The sequence below is a fragment of the Alcanivorax sp. DP30 genome (assembly GCF_009882945.1).
Classification (GTDB): Bacteria; Pseudomonadota; Gammaproteobacteria; order Pseudomonadales; family Alcanivoracaceae; genus Alcanivorax.
In genome coordinates this window covers 521,982-546,615 of sequence record NZ_WTUY01000004.1, presented here as the reverse complement: position 1 = coordinate 546,615, position 24,634 = coordinate 521,982, and the positions used below count along the sequence as shown (strand labels likewise).

Annotated in this window: 23 protein-coding genes; 10 read left to right on the top strand and 13 right to left on the bottom strand. The window is 57.4% G+C overall.

Features of this window, described 5'->3' with window-relative positions; genetic code table 11:
• The first annotated feature begins 212 nt into the window (after nucleotides 1–212).
• From GQF00_RS08895 to arsH, 9 genes are all read left to right on the top strand, one after another.
• On the top strand, nucleotides 213–1,280 hold the full coding sequence (locus tag GQF00_RS08895; protein ID WP_370519476.1) for a substrate-binding domain-containing protein: 1,068 nt from the start codon (nucleotides 213–215) through the stop codon (nucleotides 1,278–1,280).
• 164 nt (nucleotides 1,281–1,444) lie between these two features.
• Nucleotides 1,445–2,833 carry a phosphate ABC transporter permease subunit PstC gene (pstC, locus tag GQF00_RS08890; RefSeq protein WP_161318800.1) on the top strand — a complete coding sequence of 463 codons (1,389 nt, stop codon included), beginning with the start codon at nucleotides 1,445–1,447 and terminating at the stop codon, nucleotides 2,831–2,833.
• Between the two features lie 18 nt (nucleotides 2,834–2,851).
• Nucleotides 2,852–4,120, top strand: a complete 1,269-nt coding sequence (gene pstA, locus GQF00_RS08885; RefSeq protein ID WP_161318799.1) for a phosphate ABC transporter permease PstA — start codon at nucleotides 2,852–2,854, stop codon at nucleotides 4,118–4,120.
• 104 nt (nucleotides 4,121–4,224) lie between these two features.
• The gene (gene pstB / locus GQF00_RS08880) at nucleotides 4,225–5,034 is read left to right on the top strand and encodes a phosphate ABC transporter ATP-binding protein PstB (protein WP_202560471.1); all 810 of its coding nucleotides are present in this window, start codon (nucleotides 4,225–4,227) and stop codon (nucleotides 5,032–5,034) included.
• Between the two features lie 22 nt (nucleotides 5,035–5,056).
• A complete protein-coding gene (gene phoU, locus GQF00_RS08875) occupies nucleotides 5,057–5,770 on the top strand; it encodes a phosphate signaling complex protein PhoU (RefSeq protein WP_161318797.1) in 714 nt (237 codons plus the stop codon).
• Nucleotides 5,771–6,187: 417 nt separating this feature from the next.
• The gene (locus GQF00_RS08870) at nucleotides 6,188–6,508 is read left to right on the top strand and encodes a metalloregulator ArsR/SmtB family transcription factor (protein WP_161319209.1); all 321 of its coding nucleotides are present in this window, start codon (nucleotides 6,188–6,190) and stop codon (nucleotides 6,506–6,508) included.
• A gap of 1 nt (nucleotide 6,509) precedes the next feature.
• Complete coding sequence (locus tag GQF00_RS08865; RefSeq protein ID WP_161318796.1) at nucleotides 6,510–7,007, top strand: arsenate reductase ArsC; 498 nt, start codon at nucleotides 6,510–6,512, stop codon at nucleotides 7,005–7,007.
• Complete coding sequence (arsB, locus tag GQF00_RS08860; RefSeq protein WP_161318795.1) at nucleotides 7,007–8,023, top strand: ACR3 family arsenite efflux transporter; 1,017 nt, start codon at nucleotides 7,007–7,009, stop codon at nucleotides 8,021–8,023. The genes GQF00_RS08865 and arsB overlap by 1 nt, the downstream gene beginning before the upstream one ends.
• A 132-nt stretch (nucleotides 8,024–8,155) precedes the next feature.
• A complete protein-coding gene (gene arsH / locus GQF00_RS08855; protein WP_161318794.1) occupies nucleotides 8,156–8,866 on the top strand; it encodes an arsenical resistance protein ArsH in 711 nt (236 codons plus the stop codon).
• 44 nt (nucleotides 8,867–8,910) lie between these two features.
• On the opposite strand, the gene GQF00_RS08850 is transcribed toward arsH, so the two are convergent.
• From GQF00_RS08850 to GQF00_RS08830, 5 genes are all read right to left on the bottom strand, one after another.
• Complete coding sequence (locus GQF00_RS08850; protein ID WP_161318793.1) at nucleotides 8,911–9,831, bottom strand: glutathione S-transferase family protein; 921 nt, start codon at nucleotides 9,829–9,831, stop codon at nucleotides 8,911–8,913.
• Between the two features lie 100 nt (nucleotides 9,832–9,931).
• On the bottom strand, nucleotides 9,932–10,372 hold the full coding sequence (gene trxC, locus GQF00_RS08845; RefSeq protein WP_202560435.1) for a thioredoxin TrxC: 441 nt from the start codon (nucleotides 10,370–10,372) through the stop codon (nucleotides 9,932–9,934).
• A gap of 54 nt (nucleotides 10,373–10,426) precedes the next feature.
• Entirely contained in the window at nucleotides 10,427–11,611 is a 1,185-nt protein-coding gene (locus tag GQF00_RS08840; protein ID WP_161318792.1) for a hypothetical protein, read from the bottom strand.
• Nucleotides 11,612–11,642: 31 nt separating this feature from the next.
• Nucleotides 11,643–12,191, bottom strand: a complete 549-nt coding sequence (locus GQF00_RS08835) for a YaeQ family protein (protein ID WP_161318791.1) — start codon at nucleotides 12,189–12,191, stop codon at nucleotides 11,643–11,645.
• A 109-nt stretch (nucleotides 12,192–12,300) separates the two neighbouring features.
• Nucleotides 12,301–12,852 (bottom strand): TMEM165/GDT1 family protein, encoded by a 552-nt coding sequence (locus GQF00_RS08830; RefSeq protein ID WP_161318790.1) that lies wholly within the window; start codon nucleotides 12,850–12,852, stop codon nucleotides 12,301–12,303.
• Between the two features lie 515 nt (nucleotides 12,853–13,367).
• Between GQF00_RS08830 and GQF00_RS08825 the strand changes: the two genes are divergently transcribed.
• Entirely contained in the window at nucleotides 13,368–13,574 is a 207-nt protein-coding gene (locus GQF00_RS08825) for a SlyX family protein (RefSeq protein ID WP_161318789.1), read from the top strand.
• Between the two features lie 279 nt (nucleotides 13,575–13,853).
• Here GQF00_RS08825 and GQF00_RS08820 read toward each other — a convergent pair whose 3' ends face one another.
• The 8 genes from GQF00_RS08820 to GQF00_RS08785 all read right to left on the bottom strand — a co-directional run bounded on the left by GQF00_RS08820 (nucleotide 13,854) and on the right by GQF00_RS08785 (nucleotide 24,476).
• Nucleotides 13,854–14,942 (bottom strand): alpha/beta hydrolase, encoded by a 1,089-nt coding sequence (locus GQF00_RS08820; RefSeq protein WP_161318788.1) that lies wholly within the window; start codon nucleotides 14,940–14,942, stop codon nucleotides 13,854–13,856.
• Between the two features lie 26 nt (nucleotides 14,943–14,968).
• A complete protein-coding gene (locus tag GQF00_RS08815; RefSeq protein WP_161318787.1) occupies nucleotides 14,969–17,110 on the bottom strand; it encodes a DUF6160 family protein in 2,142 nt (713 codons plus the stop codon).
• Between the two features lie 10 nt (nucleotides 17,111–17,120).
• Nucleotides 17,121–18,494 carry a hypothetical protein gene (locus GQF00_RS08810; protein ID WP_161318786.1) on the bottom strand — a complete coding sequence of 458 codons (1,374 nt, stop codon included), beginning with the start codon at nucleotides 18,492–18,494 and terminating at the stop codon, nucleotides 17,121–17,123.
• Nucleotides 18,478–19,110, bottom strand: a complete 633-nt coding sequence (locus GQF00_RS08805; RefSeq protein ID WP_161318785.1) for a hypothetical protein — start codon at nucleotides 19,108–19,110, stop codon at nucleotides 18,478–18,480. The genes GQF00_RS08810 and GQF00_RS08805 overlap by 17 nt, the downstream gene beginning before the upstream one ends.
• Nucleotides 19,110–20,558 carry a hypothetical protein gene (locus tag GQF00_RS08800; protein ID WP_161318784.1) on the bottom strand — a complete coding sequence of 483 codons (1,449 nt, stop codon included), beginning with the start codon at nucleotides 20,556–20,558 and terminating at the stop codon, nucleotides 19,110–19,112. The genes GQF00_RS08805 and GQF00_RS08800 overlap by 1 nt, the downstream gene beginning before the upstream one ends.
• Before the next feature lie 218 nt (nucleotides 20,559–20,776).
• A complete protein-coding gene (locus GQF00_RS08795) occupies nucleotides 20,777–21,844 on the bottom strand; it encodes an AraC family transcriptional regulator (RefSeq protein ID WP_161318783.1) in 1,068 nt (355 codons plus the stop codon).
• Nucleotides 21,845–22,249: 405 nt separating this feature from the next.
• Nucleotides 22,250–23,371 (bottom strand): PilT/PilU family type 4a pilus ATPase, encoded by a 1,122-nt coding sequence (locus tag GQF00_RS08790; RefSeq protein ID WP_161318782.1) that lies wholly within the window; start codon nucleotides 23,369–23,371, stop codon nucleotides 22,250–22,252.
• A gap of 70 nt (nucleotides 23,372–23,441) precedes the next feature.
• Nucleotides 23,442–24,476, bottom strand: coding sequence for a type IV pilus twitching motility protein PilT (locus GQF00_RS08785; RefSeq protein ID WP_161318781.1), 1,035 nt, complete (start codon nucleotides 24,474–24,476; stop codon nucleotides 23,442–23,444).
• Between the last annotated feature and the right edge of the window lie 158 nt (nucleotides 24,477–24,634).

Below are 24,634 nucleotides of genomic sequence, written 5' to 3'. Positions count from 1 at the left end.
GCCTATTCCGGGGTTGAATCGCTGAAATAACGCTGTCCTGGGCGGACGGTAAAGAAAAAAGCTGAATTGCAGCGGCCCTGTAATGTGGCTGTCACAAACCCTCTCTAGCATGCGTCGTGCTGAAACATGAACTGGCTTGCAACAGTTAGAACCAACCGGGGTGGATTCAAATACCAACATCGCCGGTGCCATGTGTAACCTGGAGGCTTATTGTGAACGTCAAAATTAAAGCAACCCTTGCAGGCGTCGCTGCTGCCCTGGCTTTTGCCAGCGCTCCGGCCACTGCTGACACCCGTGATTACATCTCCATCGTGGGCTCTTCCACGGTGTATCCGTTCGCGACTACCGTCGCTGAGCGTTTCGGTCGCAGCTCTTCCAACCCGACCCCGAAAATCGAATCCACCGGTTCCGGCGGCGGCATGAAGCTGTTCTGCGCCGGTGTTGGCACCCAGCACCCGGACATCACCAATGCGTCCCGCCGCATGAAGAAGTCCGAGTTCGTTCAGTGTCAGGAAAATGGCGTCAAGGACATCACCGAAGTGGTTGTGGGCTATGACGGTATCGTGTTTGCCAACTCTGCCAAAGGCAAGCACATGGACGTTACCCTGCGTGATCTGTTCCTGGCCCTGGCCAAGGAAGTACCGGATCCGAAGGGCGGCGAGAAGCTGGTCGCCAACCCCTACAAGACCTGGAAAGAAGTGAACCCGGCGCTGCCGAATATCAAGATCGAAGTACTCGGTCCACCGCCCACTTCCGGTACCCGTGATGCCTTCAACGAGCTGGCCATCGAAGGCGGTTGCAAGACTTTCTCCTGGCTGAAAGACATGAAGAAGCAGGACAAGTCCAAGTACAAGGCGATCTGCCGCAGCATCCGTGAAGACGGTGCTTATGTAGAAGCCGGCGAGAACGACAACCTGATCGTTCAGAAGCTGGAAAAGAACCCTGATGCCTTCGGTGTATTCGGTTTCTCCTTCCTGGATCAGAACCGTGGCAAGGTACAGGGCGCTAACGTGGGCGGTGTTGAGCCGACCTTCGACAGCATTGCCTCTGGCGACTACCCGGTATCCCGCTCCCTGTACTTCTACGTGAAGAAAGCACACGTAGGCGTGGTGCCGGGCATCAAGGGCTACGTGAAAGAATTCTCCAGCGAGAAAGCCTGGGGCCCGGAAGGCTACCTGGCAGAGAAAGGCATGATTCCGCTGGGTGACGATCTGCGCAAGGATATGGCCAAGCAGGCCCGCGGCCTGAAGTCCATGACTGGTGAAGAAGATCTTCATTAAGCGCTGAAGTCAGGAAGAAGAAAAAGCAGGGATGCTTTCAGCCTGGCGATGGTGACATCGCCGGGCTTTTTAACCAACGGTCAAGATTGTGACATTTTTTTTGCAGTAAGCGACGCATTAAGATTGCTCCGCTTACTGGAGAAAAAACCTAAACGGAGAACACCATGCAAACCGGGAATCTGCTGTTGCTGCTGGTGGTGATGATCGCCGGGGCCTATTACCTGGGCCACCGTCGATCCTTTGCCCTGGCACGGCCGCTGGGTGGCATCCGCCACCTGCATTCGTTGCCGTTCTACTATGCCATGCGTACCGCTATCTGGTGTGCCATCCCGGCGTTGGCCATTCTGGGTGCATGGCTGGCTTTCGATGACACCCTGATCCGGGTGATGGTGATGGACAGCCTGCCGGCTGCGAGTTTTCCAGCGGACGCCTCCTCTGCCAATCTGCTGCTGAATCAGATCGGCAACGTGGCCAGCGGTGCCATCGCATCCAGTGAAGTGTCTCCGGCAGTGGCAGCGGCGGCAGAAAAACTCAACAACCTTCGCGAGCTAAACAGCATGGCCGTGGCCGTGGTGGTGATCGTGGTAGCGATGCTGGGTACCGCCTGGGGGTGGGTGAAAATTTCCCCGCAGATGCGTGCCCGCCAGCAGGTGGAAAAAGTGCTGCAGACCTTGTTCATGCTCAGCGCCACCATCGCCATTCTGACCACCGTCGGCATCCTGATGTCGGTGATGTTCGAGTCCATTCGTTTCTTCGGCAAGGTGCCGGCCACGGATTTCCTGTTTGGGTTGCAGTGGAGTCCGCAAACGGCATTGCGCGCTGATCAGGTCGCATCGGAAGGGGCCTTCGGCGCCATTCCGCTGTTTATGGGTACGTTGCTGATTTCTGCCATCGCCTTGTTGGTGGCGGTACCGGTGGGGCTGATGTCGGCCATTTATCTGGCCGAATATGCGCCGGCAAGAGTGCGCTCGTTTGCCAAGCCGGCACTGGAGGTCCTGGCGGGTGTGCCCACGGTGGTCTACGGCTTTTTCGCGGCACTGACCGTCGCCCCGGTGATTCGTCAGCTGGGTGAATCCATCGGCCTGAATGTGGCGTCCGAATCTGCTCTGGCAGCGGGCCTGGTCATGGGCGTGATGATTATTCCGTTCGTATCTTCACTGGCCGATGATGTGATTACCGCCGTGCCACAGGCCCTGCGCGACGCGTCCCTTGGACTGGGCGCGACCCGCTCCGAAACGATCAAGAAAGTGATTTTCCCGGCCGCGTTGCCGGGGATCATGGGTGGCATTTTGTTGGCAGCGTCTCGGGCCATTGGTGAAACCATGATCGTGGTAATGGCCGCTGGCCTGGCGGCCAACATGACGGTCAACCCCCTGGAAGCAGTGACCACCGTTACCGTGCAGATCGTCACCCTGCTCACCGGTGACCAGGAATTTGACAGTGCCAAGACACTGGCTGCCTTCGCCCTGGGTCTGATGCTGTTTATTACCACCCTGCTGCTCAACGTGGTTGCTCTTCACATCGTGAAGAAATACCGCGAGCAGTATGACTAGCGCCTGGAGGCATTCGAGATGAGCAAGACTACCGAACAGGTTCGCAAGTCGCTGGGCAAGCGTTACCGTGCAGAAAAACGTTTCAAGGCCTATGGTATTGCTGCTATCGGCTTTGGTCTGATGGCGCTGGTGCTGCTGTTCACCGATATCATCGGCAAAGGCCACAGCGCGTTTTTCGAAAGTTATGTGCAGATGGATGTGACCTTTGACCAGGACACGCTGGACATCATGGATTTGCGCGATGAGGAAGAGCTGAATTTCGCCAACTATGATGGCCTGATTCGCGATGCACTCATGGAAAAATTTCCGGGTGTAGAGGGTCGCCAGGAAAAGCGTGAACTTTATGGGCTGATCAGTACCGGCGCCGGTTACATGCTGCGCGACATGCTGCGCGAGGATCGTGACTTGATCGGGCAGACACGTACACTCTGGTTGCTGGCCGACGATGATGTGGATGTCTATGTCAAAGCCGGCGACAACGACCGCCTGGAATCGCGCCTCAGTGATAACCAGAGAAAGTGGATCGAAACCTTTGAAGCCGAAGACAAACTGGAGCTGCAATGGAACCGTTCCCTGTTCACCCACGGGGATTCCCGTGAGCCGGAACAGGCGGGTATCTGGGGTGCAGTAACGGGTTCCTTCTTCACCATGATTGTGACCTTGTTGCTCAGCTTCCCGATTGGTGTGGCGGCGGCAATTTATCTGGAAGAATTTGCACCGAAAAACAAATTCACCGACTTCATCGAGGTGAACATCAACAACCTGGCGGCGGTGCCGTCCATTATCTTCGGTTTGCTGGGTCTGGCGGTGATCATTGGGCTGTTCGGTATGCCTCGTTCCGTCCCCCTGGTGGGCGGTATCGTACTGACCCTGATGACGTTGCCGACCATCATCATTTCCAGCCGTGCGGCCATCAAGGCGGTGCCGCCGAGCATTCGCCAGGCCGCCATGGGGCTTGGCGCATCCAACATGCAAGTGGTGCTGCACCATGTGCTGCCGCTGGCGCTGCCGGGCATGCTTACCGGTGCCATCATCGGTATGGCCCAGGCACTGGGTGAAACCGCGCCGCTGCTGATGATCGGCATGGTGGCCTTTATTGTGGATGTGCCTGGTGGGCCGCTGGATCCTTCTACGGTCCTGCCGGTACAGATCTACCTGTGGGCAGACAGTCCGGAGCAGTCGTTTGTGGCGCTGACTTCGGCGGCCATCATGGTGCTGCTTTCCTTCCTGATCGCCATGAATACGCTGGCGGTGTTCCTGCGCAAACGACTTGAGCGGCGCTGGTAACAATGAGTGCTAAAGGGGCTCTAAACATGGATACTGCAGAAAAATTTGACGAAAAGACGCCGGGCAGTGACAAGCTGGCAGGCCAGATTGAAGGTGAACAGGCAATGGATAACACAACCCGCTACCCGGACCAGACAATCGGGACTCCCTTCGTGGATTCCCCCAAGATGCGCATGCGTGACGTGGATGTGTTCTACGGTGACAAGCAGGCCATCCATGGTGTCAGTCTGGATATCGGCAAGAACGAAGTGGTGGCCCTGATCGGTCCGTCAGGTTGTGGTAAATCCACTTTCCTGCGTTGCCTGAATCGCATGAACGACACCATTGATATCTGTCAGGTGAAGGGCAATCTTCATCTGGAAGACCAGGATCTCTACGATCCCAAGCTGGATGTGGTGGAACTGCGGGCCCGTGTTGGCATGGTGTTCCAGAAGCCAAACCCGTTTCCCAAATCCATCTACGACAATGTGGCCTATGGCCCGCGCATTCACGGTCTGGCCAACAAGAAATACGACCTGGATGAAATCGTGGAAACCAGCCTGCGCAAGGCTGGCCTGTGGGATGAAGTGAAGGATCGTCTGCATTCGCCCGGTACCGGTCTCTCCGGTGGTCAGCAGCAACGCCTGTGTATCGCCCGCACCATTGCCGTGAGCCCGGAAGTGGTGCTGATGGATGAGCCCTGTTCGGCACTGGATCCCATCGCCACGGCCAAGATCGAAGAACTGATCGCCGAGCTGAGCGAGTCCTACACCATTGCTATCGTGACCCACTCCATGCAGCAGGCCGCGCGGGTATCCAACCGCACCGCCTACTTCCATCTGGGGCGTCTGGTGGAAATGAATGATACCGAGACCGTGTTCACCAAGCCGGAACACGATCTGACAGAAGCCTATATCACTGGTCGCTTCGGTTAAGCGCGGGAGAGGAGAAAGCAACATGGATCGCATGCATTTTGGTGAGCACAGCTCATCCCAGTTTAACGAAGCGCTGGAATCCATCCGTAACAACCTGATGGAAATGGGTGGTTTGGTGGAAAAGCAGGTGGTGGATGCGCTGCAGTCTCTGCTGCAGGCGGATTCCGCGCTGGCAGAAAAAGTGCTGGAAACCGAAGACAAGGTCGACAAGCTGGAAATGCTCATCGACGAAGAGTGCACCAAGGTGTTGGCGTTGCGTCAGCCGGCCGCTTCCGACCTGCGTCTGATCATTGCCGTGACCAAGGCCGTGTCCGATCTGGAACGTATCGGTGATGAATCTGCCAAGATTGCCCGCATGGGTCTGCAACTGGCAGAAGAAGGCGAGTCACCGCGGGGTTATGTGGAAGTGCGTCATATTGGTAACCATGTTCGCAACATGCTGCGCGACACCCTGGATGCCTTCGCCCGTTTCGATGCCAAGAAAGCCCTGGAAGTAGCGGCGGAAGACAACGAGGTGGACCTGGAATACCGCAGCGCCATGCGCTCGCTGGTGACCTTCATGATGGAAGACCCGCGGGCCATTTCCCGGGTGTTGAACATCATCTGGTCCCTGCGCGCTCTGGAGCGTATCGGCGACCACGCCCGCAATATTGGCGAGCAGGTTATCTATCTGGTGGAAGGCAAGGACGTCCGCCACATCACCGTGGATGAGATCGAAGCCAAGCTGAAGAAATAAAAGCAGCTTCAAGCTGCGAGCTTCAAGGAAACCCGGCCCGACAAAGGCCGGGTTTTTTGTTTGGGTTTCCGTAGGAGCGTCGGTTATTCGCTTCGCTCACCCCTGCGGGGCCGCCTTGTCAGGCGTTCCTTCGCTACGCTCGGTGGCGGCGCGATAACCTGACGTCGTTAAAGGCACATTTACCACAGAGCTCACCGAGAAAAGAGGGTTTTACTCTGTGAGCTCTGCCCTCTGTGGTGAAAATGCTTTTGATCACGGGTCTGTATCGCGCCGCCAGCGACGCTCCTACGGCAATATCGGGCTCTTGGCGCGGCCACCTATTTTTCGCTGTCACAAAACCTTCCCGCGTTGCAGCTTGAAGCTTGTCACTTGAGTCATTAATATTCGTATTTCCGAATATACGGATCAATGATGCTCATGCTTACTCCTGCGCAACTGTGCAAATGCCTCGGCGATGACACTCGCCTCAGTCTTATCTGTCTGTTGCAGGGCCAGGAAGAGGTGTGTGTCTGCGATCTGGTGGATGCCATCCATGCGCCGCAGTCCACCGTTTCCCGGCACCTTGCCCAGCTGCGCCAATGCGAGCTGGTCGTCGCACGTCGGCAGGGCACCTGGATGCATTACCGGATTAACCCGGCTCTTCCGGCCTGGGCCAAACACACACTTGAACAGCTGGTGCCAGCAGCTCGAGAAGCGCTGGCGCTAAGTGAATCTGTCGCGACCTGCTGCGAGAACTGACATGCAACTGCAACCCCTGACCATTCTGGTGCTGTGCACCGGCAATTCTTGCCGCTCAATCATTGGCGAAGCGCTGATCAACCATCTTGGCGAAGGCCGCTTTCGCGGCCTGAGCGCCGGGAGTCACCCTACCGGTCAGGTAAATCCGGGTGCCCTGGCCGTGCTTGCTCGGCACGATATCGTGCCGGCAAACCCTGGATCCAAATCCATGGATGACCTGCAAGGTGAAGACATCGACCTGATCATCACGGTCTGCGATAGCGCTGCTGGGGAAGCCTGCCCAATCTGGTTGGGTGAGACCCCGAAACTGCATTGGGGCCTACCGGACCCTGCCCACGCCACCGGCACGGATGAAGAAATCGCCGCGGCGTTTGAGGCCACTTATCAGCAACTGGAAAAGCGTTTGCGTGCCCTGTTCGCGGTGTCGCTGGATGATCTGAACGAAAAAGGACTGGTGACCTGTGGTGAAGAAATTCACCGGGGAATTGGAGATCTCTGATGCCGTTTTTTGAACGTTATCTGAGTGTCTGGGTTGGCTTCGCCATTGCCTCGGGTGTTGGCCTTGGGCTGTGGCTGCCGCCGTTGTTTGAAGCGGTGGCGGCGTTCGAATACGCCCATGTGAATCTGGCAGTGGCGGTGTTCATCTGGGTCATGGTCTATCCGATGATGATCCAGATCGATTTCCATGCCATCAAGAAAGTGGGCAGCAATCCGCGTGGGCTGTTTCTGACACTGGTGATCAACTGGTTGATCAAGCCGTTCACTATGGCGGCACTGGGCTGGCTGTTCTTCAAGGTATTCTTTGCCGGCTGGGTGGAGCCGGAAACCGCCACCGAGTACATCGCCGGCATGATCCTGCTTGGCGTGGCACCGTGCACCGCCATGGTGTTTGTGTGGAGCCAGCTCACCAAGGGCGATGCCAACTACACCCTGGTGCAGGTCTCGGTGAATGACATCATCATGGTGTTTGCCTTCGCGCCCATTGCGGCGCTGCTGCTCGGTGTCAGCAATATCACTGTGCCCTGGGATACCCTGATGCTGTCGGTCGTGTTGTACGTGGTGCTGCCGTTGATTGCTGGTTTCTTTACCCGGCAACTGTTGGGCTCTGAAGAGCGGGTTGCCGGTTTTGTGCATCATCTCAAGCCGGTCAGCGTGATGGGGCTGCTGGCAACAGTGGTGCTGCTGTTCGGCTTCCAGGCGGAAACCATCATCGCCAAGCCAATGGCGATTGTATTGATCGCCATTCCTCTACTGATTCAGACCTACGGCATTTTCGCCATTGCCTACTGGGCGGCAAGACGACTGCGGCTGAAACATAACGTAGCTGGCCCTGCCTGCCTGATTGGCACCAGTAACTTTTTTGAACTGGCCGTGGCCGTGGCAATCAGCCTGTTCGGACTGAATTCCGGCGCGGCGCTGGCCACGGTGGTGGGCGTGTTGGTGGAGGTGCCGGTGATGCTGTCACTGGTGGCGATTGTGAATCGCACAACCCACTGGTTCGAAAAAGGCAATTAATAGTTAATAGTGAATAATTAATAGCGAAAATCGAAAAGGCTGAGATGGGGTTGCACCCATTTCAGCTCTGCGTTTTCGCAGGGTGGAAATTGTCTCGGCAATCTCCACCATTGTGTGGAGAATTCAGTACCAATGAATGATATCCCCAACCTGGAAAAAGACTGCTTTCAAATCCCGACGCCGGATGTAGTGTTCCGTGATCAGCTGTCGTCTCACAAACCGAAAATTCTTCTTCTCTATGGTTCCCTGCGCAAGCGTTCGTTCAGCCGTCTGGTGGTGATGGAGGCGGCGCGGCTGCTGGAGGCCATGGGGGCGGAAACGAGAATTTTTCATGCTGATGGGTTGCCGTTGCCGGACAGCGAAGACGCCGATCATCCCAAGGTGCAGGAACTGCGCGATCTGGTGACCTGGAGTGAAGGCATGGTGTGGTGCTCGCCAGAGCGGCACGGTGCCATGACCGGCATCATGAAGGCGCAGATTGACTGGATTCCCCTGTCCCTGGGCGCCGTTCGCCCGACCCAGGGCAAGACCCTGGCGGTGATGCAGGTCTGTGGCGGGTCCCAGTCCTTCAATGCGGTGAACCAGCTGCGTGTGCTGGGGCGCTGGATGCGGATGGTCACTATCCCCAATCAGTCCTCGGTACCGAAGGCGTTTCTGGAGTTCGATGAAAACGACCGCATGAAACCCTCGGGGTTTTATGACCGCATCGTGGACGTGATGGAAGAGTTGGTGAAGTTTACCTACCTGACCCGTGATCGCAGCGATTACCTGGTGAATCGTTACTCCGAGCGCAAGGAAAGCGCTGAACAACTCATGCAAAGAGTGAATCAGCGCGAACTGTGAGGGTGGAGAAAAAATCGGGCGGACGTGAATACGTCCGCGCGATGCTATGCGGCCTTGATGATAAAACCTTGTTTGGGAAAATGAACGGCCACGTTCCCCAGTGAGGGTTCCTGGCGCACAACAATCCATTCCCTGTCATCGCTGGCCACCAATGTGCCGGTCACCGGGTCTCTGCCGTAATCGTCAGGTGCAATGGTGACCACACGATTGAGCAGATCCGAGTCGTGATTGGAGGCGGGCAGTGTTCTTGGTGCGCCTGCACTCGCGATGTTAAGCGCATCTTGCCCGCTGATCTCCCTGGGCTCGCCTTGCCCAAATGCCTGAATCCGATCCATCCATGCGTTGACTCCGGGATAGCGGCTAAAATGCTTTTGCTCTGCCAGGTCTCTCTGAAACCAGAGGCTGTGGTAGGCCGAAAAGTCACCGGCATTGGGGTGTTCGCCAAACAGGAAAGGCTGTCCGTCGAGCATGGCTTCCAGCCTGTCCAGATGATCACGGACCATGCGCTTCATTTGTCTCGGACTATGGGTCTTGACCCTGGCCTTGCTACCCATGCGCACCCGATCCCAGAGCAGCTTCACCAGCTCGGTCCAGCTGGCCGTTTTCAACACTTTGCGCAGAAGTGTCAGGTTCCCGGCGGAAATAATACAGGCGAGAAAAATATCCAGATCCACTTCACGGACAAAGGCCTGGACCTGATCAGAGCAGTTTTCCAGCACCAGTTCGGGTTTGTTGCTTAACCGTGCAATCTCGCGGCTGATGGTTCGTGTATCGCAAAATACATCCGCACCGATCTGTGCCACGGGGATTTTTCGGTAGCCTCCAGCCAGGGGGGCAAGCAGTGGCCGAGGTGGCCGTTCGAGAACCTGAACGGATTGCCAGCCCAAGTCGGCATAACCGAGCATGGCACGGATTTTCTCGGAAAAGGGGGAGAGCGGGTAATGATGAAGAATCAGTTCTGACATGGGAAGGCGCCCGTTAAATCTGCGTGACAGGTATCTTCCGCAAGGTCAGGTGAGATGACAAGACCAGCGATGCCGAGCCAGGGGCGCCACGGCCAAAAGATTACGCGGATACGCCAAGCTGCTGATTAACCCATTGTGTGAATTGGGCTTTTGGCAAGGCGCCGGCTAGCCGGGCAATTTCCTTGCCGTTCTTGATGATCATCAGGGTCGGAATAGAGCGAATCTGGAACCGTGCTGCGGTTTGCGGGCAGCGTTCCGTATCGACTTTTACAAAGCGGGCCTGGGTGGCGAATTGCCCGGCGGTGGCCTGAAAGGTAGGGGCAAACTGCTGACAGGGTCCGCACCAGCTGGCCCAGAAGTCCAGGACCAGGGGCAAACCATTCCGGTCGACCAGCCGTTGAAAGCCCGCATCGCTGGCCGAGAGCGGTTGGCCATCCAGGATCGCGTGGCGGCACTTTCCACAGACCGGGTTGTTGCGCAGGCGTTCTTCAGGCACGCGATTGATGGTTCCGCAGTGGGAGCAGGTCAGTTCAATGGCCATGGTCAGGCGTCCCGTTGAAGGTGTTCTGAAGAAGTGGGGTTATGCCTTCTGTTTTCAAGATCCACCCGTCAGTAATGGCAGACAGGAACGCGCCTTATCGGTATTGAAACTGGTCGGGAAACACATTTCCTTTCCTGTCTTCTGCAGGTTGCCATCGCCATCGGGTGACCAGGGATTGGGTAGCGTCTGGTCAGGGTGCCGAAACCAGCTTAATAGCCGTAGCTGTGCATCGAGATGGGCCAGCCGGTAAAGATATTCCGGCATGTCGGGAAAGGCACTATCGAGCAGATGATTGCCCACCGGGTTGCGAACCCGTTGAGGCCAGGTTGGCGAGGGCATTTTGTAGACGTCGCTGGCGATGACCGCGCTGGGATTTTCTGAAAGATCGGCATAATGTTCAAAGTAGAGAAAAGCCCGATTGGTGGTCATGTTCTTGCGCAGACCTGCCACAAGCATGAGGTGTTCAAGCCACCCTGCAATACCCAGATCCTCTGTTTCCCAATCGCTCTCCAGCACCGCCGTGGCCAGGCGGAACTCAAAAGTCAGAGCAGAGCGAAGGCTTCTTTCATCGTATGACAGGCCATATTGACTGAGGGGTATCTGTTGCCCCTGTTGCATCAGCAAGGCAGCTAATTGAAGCTTTTCGGATAGCATTTGGCTAACCGTCAACTTGCTCAGCAGGCTGTGATCCTGGCTTAACAGTTTGCGCAGTCGCACGATTTCATCAGCTAGCCCCTCGCCGCCATTGTCATTCAGTGCCCACTGGAGAGATTGCAGTCGTGCCAGCGACAGCAGTTGGTGATAACGGGGAAATGCGCTGTCGGGACCGGCTGGGGTTCTATCGGAAAAATGCTCAAATGCGAGGAAGTGCTGATAGTGTTCTAGCTGCAAGGCATAGCGCGTCAGCAGTGCATGGGCTTCGTCACGTTTTTGTTGCTGATTCTGCAGGCAGGATGCCGAGTATGCCTCACAGAGCAGGCTCTCATCCTCAAGCTCGGCCAGGTGATCGACACTGGCGGCGATGGGTGAGCGGGATTGGCTGAGACGCTGCTGAATGATTTCACGGTTAAAGGGTTCATTTACGCCGACAAGGTTGACCAGATACTGATACGCCTCATTGGGCGTGTTGTCTGTTTCCAGCCAGCGTTGTGCCGGCGGCGCCACTTTGTCATCGCTGATCCACCAGCCCATAAAAAAAACCAGTGAGGTAAAGCCAATCAGTAATGCCGCGTTCCGCATGTTTCCCCCTGTCCGGCTGAGAGGCTGGCCGTTATTTTTCTGCGGGGTACCAGGCCTCAAGTCCTATTTCGATATTATTGTCGGTGGTGCCAAACCACACCTGGCCATCCTGAATCATGGCCTGGAGTTGCATGGTGCGGTTTACGCACGCTTCCAGCGCAACTTCGCTGTCGTGTTCAATATATAAGACGGACAGATTGTCAAAACGCTGCACTTTGTTTTTGATGCCGTCCCACCAGACCTGGGGCGCGCGGGGGCCGTAACAGTAGATGGTGACTTTCTCTGCCATGCCACAGGCTTTGCGTAGCCGTTTCTCATCAGGCATGCCCAGTTCGATCCAGTGGTCGACGGTGCCGTTGGGGTTGTGCAGCCAGAGATCCGGTTCTTCCGGATTGGATAGCCCCTTGGAGAAGGCAAGATCCTCGTGGGCGTTCAGGGCAAACGCGAGCAGCCGTAACATCATCCGGGACTCGGTTTCAGAGGGATGCAACGCTACGGTCAGGTTATGGGTGGCGTAGTAGTCCCGGTCCAGGTCTGAAACGGTGAGCTCGGCTTTGAAGATAGTGGCAGTAAGGGCCATAACAAGACTCGCAAGCAGGCAGCACGCAACAGGCATGCACATAAAAAATTAGCCTGATTGTATCAGGCTTTCAGTGTGCCGAGTGATGCCTGCTGCGTGACGCGGTTACTCAAACCAGCGCCCAGATGCCAAAGCCCACAAACAGCACGGCGCTGATGCGGTGGGCCCAGGTTTCCAGTCTGGCACTGCCGAACTGGTGCCCCAGCCAGATCACTGGCAGGTTGGCGGCGATCATGCCGAGGGTGGAGCCAGACAAGACGGGCCAGAACTGGTCCTTGAACTGGACCGCCAGGGCCACAGTGGCCAGTTGGGTCTTGTCGCCGATCTCGGCGATGAAAAACAGCACCAGCGCCGTGAGGAAGGGCCCATATTTGGGTTCTTTACTGATGTCTTCGTCGCCATCGGGAATCAGCATCCACAGGCCCAGGGCGATAAAACTGATGCCCAGAATCCAGCGCATCCATTCCATGGGCACAGCATCGGCCAGCCAGTCACCAAACCAGACGGACACGCCATGATTGAGCAGGGTGGCAATCACCACGCCAGCGAGAATCGGCCAGGGTTTGCGGAATTTGAGGATCAAGGCCAGTGACAGCAGCTGGGTCTTGTCACCGATTTCACCGAGAGCGACCAGTAAGAAGGAGCTGAGGGTGGCTTCCATGAATCATTTCCAGAGGGGCGGGATTGCGACGACACAGAGACACCACCTGCCAATCCCGCCCCAGCGGAATGCAAGTCGTGTCTCAGGTCTCGTCAGCCCACGGTACGGAGACTGCGGGCGTGGACGCCATGCGCATGAGGCGCAACTATGTTGACGGCCACCTTGAGGCTGTTCAGCGAGGAAAGCGGTTCGAGCGACTACTCCCCCAAGACGGGTGAAACCATAGCGGAAATCTGGCGTTCAGGCCAGTACAATGGGGAAGAGCAGCCACAAGGCACGAGCTACAAGACGCGGGCGTCTTGCTGCGTGCACCAGCCGTTTCTGTAGGCGCGTCGCTGGCGGCGCGATAAACCAACATCATTAAAGGCAGATTTACCAGAGGGCACAGAGCTCACCGAGAAAAGAGGGTTTTACTCTGTGAGTTCTGTGCCCTCTGTGATGAAAATGCTTTTGATCCTGGGTTTGCATCGCGCCGCCAGCGACGCTCCTGCGGGAGAGCAATAGAGAGAGTTCCCATGAGTGACGAGCGTCTGATTGATATCGAAACCAAGCTGGCTTATCAGGAAGACCTGATCGAAGCCCTCAACAAGGTGGTCAGTGACCAGCAGCAGAAAATTGATGAGCTGGAGAAGGCTTGCCGCAAGATGGTCGATCGCCTGGTGGATCTGTCCGAGGCGTTCGAGTCTGCCCAGATCGAAGATGCCCCGCCGCCCCATTATTGATAGCAGGNAGCTACAAGCTACAAGCTACAAGCTACAAGCTACAAGCTACAAGCTACAAGCTACGCTGATTGGATTGAGAAAGGCGGAAAAGTTCCCGGATTTTCGGAGTTTCCACGAAGCCGCTGTAGGAGCGTGCCTGCACGCGATCCGAGCCCAAGCGAGGTAAGGATTCCAGAAACGTATTTCGAGTTGTAGAAAGAATGATCTCCCTGCGGTCGAATTATTGAGTTTAAAGTTCAACGTTTAACTCAATTTGCCCTTTCGCCTGCAGGCAGGCTCCTACGGGACATTGGGGCGTGGTGAGGTGTCGTTCTGCATGGTCAGTGCTGAAGGTGTGGCATTATCGGCAGGCAGGCGCGCTTCCATCCAGCTGACGATGTCCGCCCAGATTTCTTCACGGCGTCGGTCATGCAGCGTGGCGTGGGTAATTTTCTCGTACATTTTCAGGGTCTTGTCGTCGCTGGCCAGGTTTTCCAGGGTGAATTCGCTGGATGCCACCGGCACCAGCACGTCACGGGTACCCTGTTGTATCAGCACAGGCACATGCACATCTGACAGGCCTTCCTCAACACGGGTGGTGGCATCCTGCAGGCCAGTGAAATAGCTGAGCGGGAGCGCCTTGTGTGTCGCAAAGGGATCATCATGGAAAGCCTGCTGGTTTTCCTCTTCCTTGAGAAGCAATCCGATTCCAACATGCTCAACCAGTTTGCCGTGGTAAAACGCGGGCATGTTGGGGAATACCTTGCCAGGCTGGGATAGCGTCCATAACCCAAAGTTGGATAGCCAGTGGGGAGAGCTGAGCGGGCCGACGCTGAGTCCTGGTCTCACCGCCGGCGCATTGAGAATCAGCCCGTCCACCTCTATGGTTTTTTCGATCTGGGACAGCAGCGCAATGGCGCCGCCCATGGATTCGCCTTGCAGATACAGGGGAAGATCGGGATAGCGTGCCTTTACTTCCGCGAATGCACTATCAAGATCAAGCAGGTATTCATCATAGTTGCCGATCACGCCGTTGCGACCGAAACCCTGTGACTGGCCCCAGCCTCGCAGATCAATGCCGAAAACCGCGAAGCCTTGCCGGGAAAAAAAATTGGCCATGGGGGAATAAAGCCCAGAGTGTGCGATGGTGCCGTGTAGCAGCAGCACCACCGCCCGGGGTTTATTTTGGCCCTCGGGAAGCCACCATTGGCCAAAAAGGGTGAGCTGGTCCTGGCTTTCCAGTACCACGCTGGTGGCGCCTTCTGCCGCCACGTACTGTTCAGGAAGCGGGTTGCGCTCCGGATGAAGCGCAAACATGGCGCAGCCTTGCAAGGCAATGATGCCAAGCAAGAAAAGAGAAACGCACAAAAACCGATAGATTGTTTTCATTATTGTTATCCGTTGTCGTTCTGCCGTCAGGGGATTTTCAGAATCACGTCGCTGTGCCAGCTTCCTGCTGGAATGACCATGCGCCCGAAGGCTTCAGAGCCGAAACCGATAGTGCCGATCAGGGGATCTCCCGGGGCGCCACCAAAATGGGCGGACTCGCCAATATCCAGATCGTTACTGATTGCGAGCTGAGGAAGGCCGTCTGCCGTGTGCTGGCCGGACACCATGGCGATGCTGCCATCGCGCCATGCCACACGGCCGGATACGTCGTTCACGAAAAACTGTGACTGCGGGCTGGAGATTTCACCCACCCGCAGGTAACTGCCGTCCAGGTCCAGCAGCCCATTAAAGCCGATGGGCGCAGCGCCTGTGGCGCCATCCACGGGCAGGGGGTTCAGTGCAAACAGGAATTGGTCAGTCTCCAGGTTGACGTCAATGAGAGAGACTTTGGTGAGCGCGTCGTAGCTCAAGTCATCCATGCTGCCACCGCCAAACAGGGCACGAAAACGATACTGTGCCAGGTTGTCGGTTTGCAGCCACAAGCCCCCGGGCAGATCGGGATAGCGGCTGTCGCCGTGGGTGACGCGCAAGAACAGATCCCGTGCCTGATAAATGATATCGCCATTGATGAAGCCGACCCCGGTGTTGGCCTGGGTGTCCACCATCATGAAGTGCGTGTTGGTCTGCCACCCGTTGCCGGAGGTGGCACGTACCGCCGCGCTACTGCTGTTGGCCCGGCGCCAGGCATCCGGTGATTGCGCAACAAGATTGATGTCAGCACGAATACCTGTATCGGTGGTGGTAACCGTTGCGCCATCCGCACGACCGTAGGGGTAGAGGAAGATATCGGCATCCAGCTTGCCAAAGGTAAAGGCCGCCCCCCAATCCACTGGCGTGACCGTTCCTCCGGCAAGAGGATCTTCCACTTCGATGAGTGTGTTGTAGGCCAGCAGGCGGCCGTCACGCATGAGAATGCCGAAAGCCGCTTCATCGGCACCCGGCAGTGCGTTGGCATACCACTCTCCCCCTGCTGCGGTGCAGGAGGTCTGGTCTATGACACCGGAGGTGGCGCTGCCCGCGCACAGCCCTGCGGGGCCAACGCCTCCCTGAAAGACATCGAAGATGATGGGTAATGCGAACATGGGTCCGGGCGCAGTGCCCAACCGTTGCCAGTTGCTGAACCGCGCGACGGTGCCATTGCCTCCGGCCTCGCCAAGGGAGAGTGAGAAATCGCTGTCAAAGTCCCAGGCGGTATAGAGGCTGATGCCCTGGGAGCGTTGGCCGGTTTGGCTACCATCAAAGTCCTGGTAGGTATCCGCACCATTCAGGTAAGTGTTGTAACCAAAGCCACCGGGTGTCAGGCGCCATACGGGATTGACCAGACCACCCTGCCAGCCAAAGCGCAGCAGGTTGCTTCTTCCGGCCTGGTCATAATCTGTGGCTGCCGCCTTGAAGGCCAGATCAAATCCCAGATTCAGTTCGGCAAAGGGCGCGTCGATGACAAGGCCCTGGCCATCAATGCCGATACGTCCGGTGGCATCGGTCTGTCCCGCCGCGGCGCCGTTTGTGAACCGTGTGTCCATGAACAGATTGGCAAAACTCAATTCGGCGCTACCGGGTCCACCCTGACGGTAGAACAGGTCGCCATTCATGGAAAAATTCAGAGCCGCAAAGTTATCGGCGGCATTGAAAGGGCCACCGCGGTTAGAGAGTGCGAACTGTCCGGATGAGATCAATGCCAGTGAACCCAGTGAGCGGGTTGACGCATCATCCGCGGCGGTTTCAAACGTGAGCCCGCCGATTTCCAGTTGCTGTGGGTCCCAGCTGCCGGACAGCCCCAGATAGGGATTGCCGCTTCCATCACTGCCCACATCCACATGCCATTGTTGATTCAGTGCGCCGCCCACGCCTTGCAATGCGATGTTCTGAAGCTGGGTACAGGCATGCTGGTGACTGATTCCGCCGGTGCAGGAGCCATCATTGAGGCCGTCATCATCGGTGATCCATTCAAGACGCTCTGCGCTGATCCCTGTGGTGCTATTGAAGGAAACGGACACGCCGTCGGCCCCGGTGACCCCGGACAGGGCGCTATCGTCCATGGCCTGCAAGGCCAGTGATGTGACAGGCAGGCAACTGGTGAACAGCAACAGAGAGATCTGCGATTTCATGACCGCCCCCTCAACAAAACACCGCGCTGCCGTAGCAGTTGGATACGCGGGGCAGGTCAATTTTCGGGTTGTCGATCAGCAGGCGGCCTTCCGGCCCGAGCAGGCTGACTGCAGTGCCCAGGTCTACATAACCCACATTGATACGATCAGGTGGGTTGATGTTGAGTATCTTGGCGCCAGGGGCATTGAGCCACCAGCCTGTGTTGGCCGTTGGTGAATAACCACTGGAACAACGTCCATTCCCGGGTATTTGGCCATAAGAAGGATTGCAGGCGTCATAGGGAATGTTGCTGGGTGGCGGAGCCTTGCTGTAGTTCGGCCATGAGACTTTTTCTCTTTGCACGGAGAGGAAAAAGTTTTCGGTGTCTGGCGTCAAAAGGTAGTGTACCTGGCGCATGTCAATGCGCAGCTGGCCATAACCTTCATTGATGATCAGGTTGGCGACACCTTGAGCCGGGTAGCAAACCAGCGCATTGAAGATGTTGCAGTTCAAATCAATATTGTCGACGGTGAGTTTGGCTGCCGCGACATGAAGGGTCTGCAGGCGGGTGCCGCCGGCATCTACAAAGAAAGGTGTTGAACCGGCGTTGCAACCGTACTGGGACGGAGACATACGGCCAAAGCAGGTATTCAGGTCTGCATTTACAAAACCGAGCAAATTGGCCCTGGCCCGGATCGCGGCTGACAGTTCCAGTGACAAAAAACCGGATACGCTGTTGATACCTGAGTGACAATTCACTACCCCCTGGCCCGTTGTGGCAGAAGGGTTGCAGGTGCCGCCATGTTCCTGGTTGATCAGGTTGCTTTCCAGACCTGGCCCCACGAAGCCTTCGGACGCTTTGCTGGAGCCGGTATAGTCTCTGCCGATGCTGAGTGCGCCATTGATACGTTGGCCGCCCACCTTGAGGCCGACCACTTCCCGCAAAGTGGAAGCGCCATCATTCTTGATCGCCAGCTCCACATAGGGACGAATCAGTTCGAAGGCGCTTTCCGGGCCATCCAGAGACGGGAAATCCCCCTCGTTGTTCACGCCCATGAAACTCAGATAATCAATATCGATATCGCAGGCGGCAGAGCTGGAAAGCAGATCGTTGACGCCACCGCAGCCAAGCTGAAATTTGGCCATGTTGGCGTTTAGATCAAGTTTGACGTCCAGCCCCATGCGGTAAAAATCAAAATTCGCTGAGCCGTCACCTGGTGCGTTGGCCAGGGAATTTGGCGAGATATGGTCAGACAGAAACAGGCTGCCGTCCTGGGCAATCACGTCTGACAAAGCGGCATCTGCCATGGGCTCCAGGCGAGCCTGTGCGGTGCTACTGAATGCCAGCAGCGCGGTTAGCAGAAGTGTCAGCGACACTGACAGTTTTTTAGAAGCCAAACACATAAGCCTCACCTTCAAATCGCATGTTGGCCGGTGCGTTAAGTGCCTGGCTGTCCGTGGAACGGAAGCCCAGTACGCTGCCGCTGGCGGCATCGCGCATATAACCGGGAATGTTGTTGAGCGTGTCGTCGTATTCCAGCGCCACTCGGCCGATGTTGGTGAACAGATTCACGTCGTTGTAGATGCCCACCCCCTTGTGGAAGGGGTAGTAGGTACGTAGTGACAGCAAGCCGGCCGGGTTGCAGCCGGCAATCAGGCAGTTGCCTTCCACAGAACGAAAACGGTCGGCATCAAAGTGAGAGGTGTTAGCGCCAGGGAGGGTGGCGTTGTCGATGCGCAGGTCATTGATCTGCAGCTCGCCGTAGTAATCTTTCAGCATCAACCAGATCCCGTCGCGGGCGGAAAACTCGAAACCCATGCGGCAGGGATTCAATCCGCCAGACGTGCAACCTATAGGATTGCCTGAGTCGTCCACGTTATTGCGCAGCATCAGCGTCAGCTGAACCCCCTGGCCCGCCTGTCCGGCGATCCCGGCCATCTCCTGATCATCCAGCGGTCGCAGGTTGTCGGCTTTTACGCCCAGTACCGGAAGTACCAGCAAGAAAAAAATCGCGCGCATCAGCACACCCCCGGGCGACAGCTTTCCATGTGGAACTGGTTGATCAGCAGGCCTTCAATTCTTGCCGAGCCCAGGTTTACCCGGTCGGTGGTGTAGTAACGATTGTTGTTGCCGGGGCCATTGGTGATGGGTCCTTCTGCTGGACCAAAACAGACGCCGGGGTTGTTCGGGTCGCAGTTGTAATTCTGGGTTTGATGCATGCTGGATGTTTCGCCACGTTTATCGATGCGTATCGGACGCTTGGCAAAGGCATTGAACGTACTGCCACTGCGGGCCTGAAAGATGATGCCGTCATTGCTGGCGTTAAGGGTTTCCCGGGTGCCCTGGGCGGACCAGCCGGCCATGGCCGGATACCAGTCGCCATAGCGGACATAGCCATGGGAGAGGCGATAATTCTGGCAGGCGGCATCACCGCTGGCGCAGGGAGTCTGCCAGTCACGGGTAGCGGTGCGGGCGGTTTCAAAGCCACGCACATCGCCAGCATCCAGCCCGTAAAAGCGGTTATAAACAGTGGGGTTGTTGGGGATGGGGGTCAGCTCAAGATAAAAGTCTCCGCTGTTGCCCACCGGCCCCAGCACCAGCGATTGGTAATAGAGCTGGCCAAAAGGCAGGAAGGCCTCCACGTTACGAAAGATCATCCCTTCCTCTCCTTCGAAGACCGGGGCCTGGCCGATTGCATCGGTGCTGGCGCCACTGGCCTGTGCGACGCTAAACCGGAAGTCCCCTCGCAGGTAGCTGTGGTACAGCATGCCAAAGGTTTCGTTACCCGGTTCGGTGTGCTGGAAAAGACGAAAAGCACTGCCCGCCGCATTGCCACGGATAATGGTCTGGCTTTTCAACAGACCGCCGCCGCTGGGATTGTTGATGCCCTGTCCAGCCGTCAGCATCTGGGTGGCACTGTTGCGGGTTGCGCCCGCTTCAATCTCACCCCAGAAGGAGAGGGTGTAGTCCGGCTGGCTGGAAGGAGCCAGAAATTCATAGATGGTTTTGTCCGGGCTGGAGGCATCCTGATTGATCATGCCGCCGTCCCAGGCCATGCCCCGAGGGGACCAGGCACGCATCACATAGGGGTTATCAAACGGCGAAAACCAGTTGATTTGTCCGCCGCGCGGGCAAGACAGGGAAGACGCATCACAGAGACTTTCATCCCAATGACTGCCGCCGCTGCCGGCACCGGAAAGATTGATGCCGTACCAGCGCAGGTCCCCACGTCGCCAGCAGGACGCGTTACCGCTGGTGTTGCCATCAGCGGAGCAGGCGCCAGCCGGGCTGATGCCCACCTGTTCGAAATAACTGGTGGGCGCCATCAGATAGCGAAAATTATCCAGCGCCACGGCAATACCTGCACCGTGAGCATTGGACAGCTCGGCGTCATTGAGGGCTTGTAGTCGGGCCTGGCTGTGGCTGGCAAGGGACAGCAACAGGGCCATGATTATTGTTTTTGTCATCGATGGCTCCGTCTGAGGGAAAGGTCTCAGAGCGAACCGTCATTGTTGCTTTCCAGGGGAGGGGAAGGTCAGAGGTAAAAGTCGTCAGGGAGGTGACAAATCACGACGCGCAGGCGTCGCTGGTCAGGCGGGTAGCGCAGAATCAGAGGTAAGCGCACCAGCAGGTTCGCGTGCAAGCACGGTCCTGCAACTTGGTATCCCAGTACAATGCGGGGGCGTCAGGCAGTTTGCTGTTGCTCTCGATACTGCGAGGGCGTCATGCCGACCCATTGCTGGAAGCGGCGCTGGAAGGAGCGGGTGTTGGAGAAGCCCAGCCGCTGGCTGATTTCTGCCACGGTCATGCTGGTGACCTTGAGGTAATCACAGGCCAGTTGCTCGCGGGTTTCATCCAGCAGTTCCTGCCAGGACAGGCCGTGTTCCGCCATGCGCCGGTCCAGGGTGCGCAGGCCGATATTGAGCCGGTCCGCGACGGTCTTGCGACGGGGCAGGCCGCTCAGCATCAGGTCCCGGGCCAGCCAGCGAATCTGTCCAATCAGGTCTTCTTGCTGTTGAACCGCGGCCAGTTGTTCCTGGGCGGCGGCTTCGGCCTGCACCAGGCGCTGGTCGTTGAAGACATTGATGGGCAGGCTGAGGGTGGCGCTGTCCAGCTCCACCTGATTGCTGCTGGCCCCAAATTGCACCGGGCATTGGGCAAGCGTTTCAAAGGCGCAACGTTCTTCTTCGCTGACGGCCTGGTGCTCCAGTTTTATCGTCAGTGGTGCCAGATTTGGCTGCCCGGTGATAAAGCGCACCATGGCGGTACCCAAAAGGATCAGGTTGGTCATCAGATGGCGGCGCAGTACGGGTTGCTGCGTGACCATGGAGGCGGTGAGCACCATGTTGCCATTATCCAGCTGCTCCACATGGAAGCCGCCGGAATTACCGCCCACCAGAGCCTGGTACTTGGTGGTGAACAGCAGCGCCTCGCGCAGGCTGGTGGCACTGAACGCCAGTGAGGTGAGGGTATTGAAAATGGCGGGCATCATCTGCTGGCCAATGTGCATACCGAGCAGTTCGTCCTGACTGGCCAGTACCAGTTCCTGCAGGAAGGCTTCCAGTTGCCCGGTGGGGACTCGTGCCATGGGCTGCAGGGCGGCGGAAGGATCCAGCCCGCTGCGCGCCAGAATTTCCGCTGCCGGCAGGCCAAGCCGTTCGGCCCCGTAATACAACTGGGCAAGCCCCACGCCGGAGACAAAGTGCCCGGCATCGGCGGTGCGGGTTTCAAAAAGGGTAGCAGGCTGATTCATGCCATCATTCTGCAATATTCCGTGGGGCTGTCACAGTGGACGAATTCAGTTCGACGGAAAACGATCCCTTTCGAAGCATGGAACCCGCAGTCTTGAGGGTGCCCTGGCGCAGGTAGCGGTCTGGATCAAACGCGGTTTTACCACAGAGGCTACAGAGATCATTGCGGGGGAGCGGTGATTGGTGGTGGACGCGCTTGCCGGGCGCCCGGGTTCGTCCCCCGCCAAGCGAAGCGGCGGCCCCGAAGGAGTGAGCGCAGCCAATAACCGCACCAGCTGCCGGGGAAACCCATGCTGACCACGCAAGAGGCCGCGCCCAATCACTTGAGCGCGGCCTCTGCCGTTGCAAGACTGGCGACCAGGTTCGCCGCGCAGCTATTAATTATTCGGTGTTAATTATTAACTGCCTTACTCCGTGTCCTCGATACTCAATCCCCGTGTTGCCACGTCCAGGCTGGAGGCATCGGTTTCGTTGCCGAGTTTGATCATCAGGCGCAGGTCGTTGGGGGAGTCCGCGTGGAGCATGGCGTCTTCGTAGGTGATTTCACCGGCGGTGTAGAGGTCGTAGAGGGCCTGATCGAAAGTCTGCATGCCCTGTTCCCGGGACTTGCGCATCAGCTCCTTGAGCATGTGCACTTCGCCCTTGCGGATATGATCCTGAACCAGCGGGGTGCCGAGCAGAACCTCAATGGCGGCACGACGGCCCTTGCCATCCGGGGTCGGGATCAGCTGCTGGGCGACGATGCCCTTCATGTTCAGGGACAGGTCCATCCACAGCTGGTCGTGCATGTCGGCCGGGAAGAAGTGAATGATCCGGTCCAGCGCCTGGTTGGCGTTATTGGCGTGCAGGGTAGCCAGACACAGGTGACCGGTTTCGGCGAAGGCGATGGCCTTGTCCATGGTTTCCCGGGTCCGGATCTCACCGATCAGGATCACGTCCGGTGCCTGACGCAGGGTGTTTTTCAGTGCCACGTCGAAGCTGTCGGTATCGATGCCCACTTCCCGTTGGGTGACGATACAGCCCTGGTGCTGGTGGATGAATTCGATGGGGTCCTCGATGGTGATGATGTGACCCTTGGAGTTCTTGTTGCGGTGGCCGATCATGGACGCCAGCGAGGTGGATTTACCGGTACCGGTGGCGCCCACGAAAATCACCAGGCCCCGCTTGGTCATGGCCAGTTCTTTAATGACCGGCGGCAGACGCAGTTCGTCCACGTTGGGGATCTTGGTTTCGATGCGACGCAGCACCATGGCCACCAGGTTGCGCTGGTAGAAGGCAGACACCCGGAAACGGCCAATGCCACGGGCAGAAATGGCGAAGTTGCACTCGTGCTCATCGACGAACTGCTTGCGCTGTTTTTCTGTCATCACACCGAACACGATGTCCCGGGTCATGTCCGGGGTAAGGGCATTCTTGGTCACCGGCAGGATCTTGCCGTGGACCTTCATGCTGGGGGGAACACCTGCGGTAATAAACAGGTCGGACCCGCCCTTCTGCACCATCAGTTTGAGTAGCTCTTCAAATTCCATGTCGCTTGCCTGCATGCCCGGGCAATCGCCCGAAGCGGTTGTTGTTCATATCCGTTAACGCCGGGCGGGTTTAGATGGAATCCGGGGCCTTGGCTTTCTCGCGGGCCACATCACGGGCAACCACACCTTTCTGTACCAGCCCTTGCAGACACTGGTCCAGCGTCTGCATGCCCAGCGCACCGCCGGTCTGGATGGCCGAGTACATCTGCGCCACCTTGTCTTCCCGGATCAGGTTCCGGATCGCCGGGGTACCGATCATGATTTCGTGGGCCGCCACCCGGCCGCCGCCATTCTTTTTCATCAGGGTCTGGGAAATTACCGCCTGCAGGGATTCCGACAGCATGGAGCGCACCATGGATTTTTCTTCGGCGGGGAAGACGTCCACCACCCGGTCAATGGTCTTGGCGGCGGAGGTGGTATGCAGGGTGCCGAACACCAGGTGGCCGGTTTCCGCCGCGGTCAGTGCCAGGCGGATGGTTTCCAGATCCCGCATCTCACCCACCAGAATGATGTCGGGATCTTCCCGCAGGGCGGAGCGCAGCGCTTCGGAGAAGCCCAGGGTGTCCCGGTGGACTTCCCGCTGGTTCACCAGGCACTTTTTGGATTCATGCACGAATTCGATGGGATCCTCGATGGTGAGGATGTGCTCGTAACGGGTGTTGTTGATGTAATCGAGCATGGCCGCCAGGGTGGTGGACTTGCCCGAACCGGTGGGGCCGGTCACCAGCACGATGCCACGGGGAAATTCGGATACCTTCTGGAATACCTTGCCCATGCCCAGGTCTTCCATGGTCAGTACCTTGGAAGGAATGGTCCGGAACACCGCACCGGCGCCGCGGTTGTGGTTAAAGGCGTTGACCCGGAAACGGGCCACACCGGGTACTTCGAAGGAGAAGTCAGTCTCGAAGAATTCCTCAAAGTCCTTGCGCTGCTTGTCGTTCATGATGTCGTAGATCAGCGCGTGAACTTCCTTGTGCTCCATGGCGGGCAAGTTGATGCGGCGAACATCACCGTCGACCCGGATCATGGGGGGCAGTCCTGCAGAGAGGTGAAGGTCAGACGCGCCGTTCTTGGCGCTGAAGGCGAGCAGCTCGGTAATATCCATGGTGTCTTCTGGCGTTATTGTGCGTTGTGGAAAGGGTATGGTGAGCGTCCCCTTCCGTTATTATGTAGGGTTATTATGCAGACCGACGGCAACCCGACGGCCTCAGAAAATCGTCCTAATGCGCCTTAAAGTAACCCGACCTTTTCGGGCGTTCAAGG

Excerpts from the sequence above, each read along its gene's own strand:
- pstC (WP_161318800.1), top strand. The coding sequence starts at position 1,445 with ATGCAAACCGGGAATCTGCTGTTGCTGCTGGTGGTGATGATCGCCGGG.
- pstA (WP_161318799.1), top strand. The coding sequence starts at position 2,852 with ATGAGCAAGACTACCGAACAGGTTCGCAAGTCGCTGGGCAAGCGTTAC.
- pstB (WP_202560471.1), top strand. The coding sequence starts at position 4,225 with ATGGATAACACAACCCGCTACCCGGACCAGACAATCGGGACTCCCTTC.
- phoU (WP_161318797.1), top strand. The coding sequence starts at position 5,057 with ATGGATCGCATGCATTTTGGTGAGCACAGCTCATCCCAGTTTAACGAA.
- GQF00_RS08870 (WP_161319209.1), top strand. The coding sequence starts at position 6,188 with ATGCTTACTCCTGCGCAACTGTGCAAATGCCTCGGCGATGACACTCGC.
- GQF00_RS08865 (WP_161318796.1), top strand. The coding sequence starts at position 6,510 with ATGCAACTGCAACCCCTGACCATTCTGGTGCTGTGCACCGGCAATTCT.
- arsB (WP_161318795.1), top strand. The coding sequence starts at position 7,007 with ATGCCGTTTTTTGAACGTTATCTGAGTGTCTGGGTTGGCTTCGCCATT.
- arsH (WP_161318794.1), top strand. The coding sequence starts at position 8,156 with ATGAATGATATCCCCAACCTGGAAAAAGACTGCTTTCAAATCCCGACG.
- GQF00_RS08850 (WP_161318793.1), bottom strand. The coding sequence starts at position 9,831 with ATGTCAGAACTGATTCTTCATCATTACCCGCTCTCCCCCTTTTCCGAG.
- trxC (WP_202560435.1), bottom strand. The coding sequence starts at position 10,372 with ATGGCCATTGAACTGACCTGCTCCCACTGCGGAACCATCAATCGCGTG.
- GQF00_RS08840 (WP_161318792.1), bottom strand. The coding sequence starts at position 11,611 with ATGCGGAACGCGGCATTACTGATTGGCTTTACCTCACTGGTTTTTTTT.
- GQF00_RS08835 (WP_161318791.1), bottom strand. The coding sequence starts at position 12,191 with ATGGCCCTTACTGCCACTATCTTCAAAGCCGAGCTCACCGTTTCAGAC.
- GQF00_RS08830 (WP_161318790.1), bottom strand. The coding sequence starts at position 12,852 with ATGGAAGCCACCCTCAGCTCCTTCTTACTGGTCGCTCTCGGTGAAATC.
- GQF00_RS08825 (WP_161318789.1), top strand. The coding sequence starts at position 13,368 with ATGAGTGACGAGCGTCTGATTGATATCGAAACCAAGCTGGCTTATCAG.
- GQF00_RS08820 (WP_161318788.1), bottom strand. The coding sequence starts at position 14,942 with ATGAAAACAATCTATCGGTTTTTGTGCGTTTCTCTTTTCTTGCTTGGC.
- GQF00_RS08815 (WP_161318787.1), bottom strand. The coding sequence starts at position 17,110 with ATGAAATCGCAGATCTCTCTGTTGCTGTTCACCAGTTGCCTGCCTGTC.
- GQF00_RS08810 (WP_161318786.1), bottom strand. The coding sequence starts at position 18,494 with ATGTGTTTGGCTTCTAAAAAACTGTCAGTGTCGCTGACACTTCTGCTA.
- GQF00_RS08805 (WP_161318785.1), bottom strand. The coding sequence starts at position 19,110 with ATGCGCGCGATTTTTTTCTTGCTGGTACTTCCGGTACTGGGCGTAAAA.
- GQF00_RS08800 (WP_161318784.1), bottom strand. The coding sequence starts at position 20,558 with ATGACAAAAACAATAATCATGGCCCTGTTGCTGTCCCTTGCCAGCCAC.
- GQF00_RS08795 (WP_161318783.1), bottom strand. The coding sequence starts at position 21,844 with ATGAATCAGCCTGCTACCCTTTTTGAAACCCGCACCGCCGATGCCGGG.
- GQF00_RS08790 (WP_161318782.1), bottom strand. The coding sequence starts at position 23,371 with ATGGAATTTGAAGAGCTACTCAAACTGATGGTGCAGAAGGGCGGGTCC.
- GQF00_RS08785 (WP_161318781.1), bottom strand. The coding sequence starts at position 24,476 with ATGGATATTACCGAGCTGCTCGCCTTCAGCGCCAAGAACGGCGCGTCT.